This is a genomic window from Micromonospora arida, from assembly GCF_003857035.1.
In the GTDB taxonomy this organism is placed as follows: domain Bacteria; phylum Actinomycetota; class Actinomycetes; order Mycobacteriales; family Micromonosporaceae; genus Micromonospora; species Micromonospora arida.
In genome coordinates, this window is record NZ_QGSY01000028.1 from 1 (window position 1) to 3,625 (window position 3,625).

At 76.0% G+C, this 3,625-nt stretch carries 3 protein-coding genes; all 3 read left to right on the plus strand.

The window, feature by feature from the left end:
• Window positions 1-664 (plus strand): hypothetical protein (locus DLJ58_RS00260; RefSeq protein ID WP_124853317.1); only part of this gene is annotated, 664 nt, incomplete at its 5' end.
• A gap of 1 nt (window position 665) precedes the next feature.
• Complete coding sequence (gene murJ / locus DLJ58_RS00265) at window positions 666-2,351, plus strand: murein biosynthesis integral membrane protein MurJ (protein ID WP_124853318.1); 1,686 nt, start codon at window positions 666-668, stop codon at window positions 2,349-2,351.
• Window positions 2,348-3,517 (plus strand): glycosyltransferase family 4 protein, encoded by a 1,170-nt coding sequence (locus DLJ58_RS00270; RefSeq protein WP_124853319.1) that lies wholly within the window; start codon window positions 2,348-2,350, stop codon window positions 3,515-3,517. Before murJ ends, DLJ58_RS00270 begins: the two co-directional genes overlap by 4 nt.
• Window positions 3,518-3,625: the final 108 nt, after the last annotated feature.

Consider the following 3,625-nt stretch of genomic DNA (forward strand, 5'->3'; position numbering starts at 1 on the left):
CGGTGGGGCCGCGCTGGTCGCCGGTCTCGGCGCGGGCGGCGTCGGGCTGTACGACGACGTGGTCGGCGCGCGGCCGGAGCAGAAGACGGCCAAGGGTTTCGCCGGGCACCTCGCCGCGCTGCGTGAGGGGCGGGTCACCGCCGGTCTGGTCAAGGTCGTCGGGGTGGGCGCCGCCGGGCTGGGCGCCGCCGCGCTGCTCGCCGCCGATCCCCGGGTCGCCGCGCACCCGCGCCGGCAGCGGCACGGTGCGTTCGGCCGGGGTGTCGACGTGCTGCTCGGCGCCGGTGTGATCGCCGGCACGGCCAACCTGCTCAACCTGCTCGACCTGCGGCCGGGCCGCGCCCTCAAGTCCGGGCTGCTGCTCGCGGCGCCGCTGACCGGCGGCCCGCAGGGCGGGATCGCCGCGGGCGCGGCCGGCGCCGCCGCCGGTCTGCTCCGCGACGACCTGGCCGAGGACGTGATGCTCGGTGACAGTGGCGCGAACGCGCTCGGGGCTGTGCTCGGCGTCGCGCTCGCCGCCCGTACCGGCCCGCTCGGCCGGGCCGGACTGCTCGCCGTCCTGGCCGGGCTCACCGCCGCCAGCGAGAAGGTCAGCTTCACCGCGGTGATCCAGCGGACCCCGGGGCTACGCGAACTCGACGCACTGGGCCGACGCGCCGACTGACGTGACAAGACCGGCACCCCTCGCCGGCGCCGGCCGGCTGGCCGGGGCAGCCGCGCTCATCGCCGTCCTCACCGTGGCCAGCCGACTCGCCGGCTTCGGCCGTACCGCCGTGTTCACCTGGGTGGTCGAGCAGAGCGACCTCGGCGGCATGTACGTCATCGCCAACACGGTGCCGAACATCGTCTTCGAGATCGTCGCGGGCGGGGCGTTGGCCAGCCTGGTCGTGCCACTGCTGGCCGGGGCGGTCGCGGCCGAGGACCGGCGCGCGGTGGCGGCCACCACCGGCGCCCTGCTCACCTGGACGGTGAGCCTGCTGGTCCCCCTCGCCGTGCTCGTCGTCCTGTTCGCCGACCCGATCATCTCGCTGATCAGCGAGGGCCGATCGGCGGCGGAACTCGCCGCCGGCGCCCGGATGCTGCGCGTGTTCGCCCCGCAGTTGCCGCTCTACGGGATCGGCATCGTGCTCACCGGCGTCCTGCAGGCACACCGACGCTTCGCCTGGCCGGTCATCGCGCCGCTGCTGTCCAGCCTCACGGTTGTCGTCGTCTACGTGGCCTTCGGCGCCGCCCAGGGGCGGGGCGTGTCAGTGGCCCAGGTTGGCCGCAGCGGCGAACTGCTCCTCTCCGGCGGCACCACGCTGGGCGTGGTGGTGCTGTCGCTCTCACTGCTGATCCCGCTGCGCCGGCTGCGGCTACGGCCCCGGTTCGGGTACGCCTTCACCGCCGACGCGCGGGCGCGGATCGGCGGGCTCGCCACGGCCGGCGCGGTGACGGTGGCCGCACAGCAGATCGCGCTCCTGGTGGTCCTGAACCGGGTCTCCGGGGGCCCCACCGGCTCCCCACAGGTGTTCAACCTGGCCCAGGCGATCTACCTGTTGCCGTGGGCGGTCCTCGCCGTGCCGTTGGCGGTGGCGTCCTATCCCACCCTGGCCACCGCCAGCGCCGCCGGTGACGAGGACGGTTACCGACGAACCCTCTCCGGCGCGACGCGGGGCGTGCTGCTCTTCAGCTGCCTGGGCGTCGCGGCGTTGATCGGTACCGCGCAGCCGGTCGCCGCCCTTTTCTACCCGGACAATCCGGCGTCCACTGCGGCTGCCATCAGCGGGTTCGCGCCGGGGCTGCTCGGCTACGGCCTGTTCGCGGTGCTGTCCCGGGCGCTGTACGCGCGCGGCGACACCCGGTCGGCGACGGTGGCGATCACCCTCGGCTGGCTGGTCGTGCCGGCCGTGGCGCTGCCGTTGACGGCGCTGCTGCCCACCGCCGACCGGGTGCTCGCGGTGACGTCCGCGAACTCGGTGGGGATGCTGGTGCTCGGCGCCCTGCTGCTCCTGGCGGTGCTGCGCGGCGCCGGCCGTCCCGCCCTCGCGGGAGCGGCACGGGCCGGAGCGGCCGGTGTCCTCGCCGGTGTGCTCGCCGGGCTCGCCGGGCTGGGCCTCAGCCGTTGGCTCGACCAGTCGGACGGCGGCACCCCGACGACGGCGGCAGCGTTCGGTCAGGGCATGCTGTCCGGGGTTCTGGTTGGGGTTGTGTTCCTCGCCGTGGTCTGGTTCGTCGACCGGCGGGACGTACAGCCACTGATCGCCGGGGTGCTGCGGCGTCTGGGCCGGCGGGGGCCGTCCGGCGGTGCGCCGACACCGGGCGCGGGCTCCGCGGAGCGGGGCGACGGGAAGGAGACGGCGACGCGATGACTGAGCCAGCTCAGCCTGCCAACTGGTCGGGCACCGTCGCGTTGGTGCTCGCGTCCAGCACCGGCGGGGTCGGCCAGCACGTCCGTTCGGTGGCCCGGGGCCTCGTCGCGGGCGGCACCACCGTCCTGGTCTGCGGGCCCGCCGCCACTGAGGAGCAGTTCGACTTCACCGGTGTCGGTGCGCGGTTCGCGCCGGTGGAGATCCCGGCCAGCCCGACTCCGGCCGACGCGCGGGCGGTGCTCTCCCTGCGCCGGGCGCTCGCCGCCGCTCATGTCGACGTGGTGCACGCGCACGGCCTGCGGGCCGGGTTGGTCGCCGTGCTGGCCCGTCCGGCCGTCCCGCTGATCGTCACCTGGCACAACGCGGTGCTCGCGGGGGGGCTGCGGGGCGGTGTGTCCCGGCTCGTCGAACGGGTGGTGGCCCGGGGCGTGCGGGTGGCGCTCGGCGCCTCCGAGGACCTGGTGCGACGGGCCGCCGAGGTGGGTGCCGCCGACGCCCGGCTCGCTCCGGTCGCCGCGCCGACGCTGCCCGCGCCGCGTCGACGCCCGGCGGCGGTACGCGCCGAGTTCGGCGTCCGCCCGGACCAGCCGTTGATCGTCTCGGTCGGTCGGTTGCACCCGCAGAAGCGCTACGACGTGCTGATCGACGCGGCGGCCCGTTGGCGTACGCGTACCCCGCCGCCGGTGGTGGTGATCGCGGGCAGCGGGCCGGCGTATCTGCCGCTCGCCGCGCGGACCTCCGCCGCCCGCGCCCCGGTGACCCTGCTGGGGCACCGCACCGACGTGGCCGACCTGCTCGCCGGCGCCGACCTGGCGGTGGTGACCAGCGACTGGGAGGCGCGACAGCTCTTCGCCCAGGAGGCGCTGCGCGCCGGCGTGCCGCTGGTGGCCACCGCTGTCGGCGGGCTCCCGGACCTGGTGGGTGACGCAGCCACGCTGGTTCCCGCCGGTGACGTGGACGCGGTCGACGCGGCCGTACGCGCGTTGCTGGACGACCCGGCGGCGCGGGCGGAGTTGGGCCGGCGTGGCGCCGAACGGGCGGCGACGTGGCCGACCGAGGCGGACACCGTCGCCACGCTTGCCGCCCTCTACGCCGAGCTGGCCGGGAACCCCGGCGGGCCGGCGGCCGCCCCGGGCTCCGACGCCCGGAGAACGGGACACCGGTGATGCTGCGCCGAATCACTCCCGCCCTGTTGACAGTGCTCGTGGTGGCGCTGGGCGTCACCGCGAGCACTGTCAACAGGGCGGGAGTGATTCGGCGCAGCATCACCGGTG

Bases quoted from the DNA above. Each gene is read 5' to 3' on its own strand.
- DLJ58_RS00270 (WP_124853319.1), top strand. From the start codon at position 2,348: ATGACTGAGCCAGCTCAGCCTGCCAACTGGTCGGGCACCGTCGCGTTG.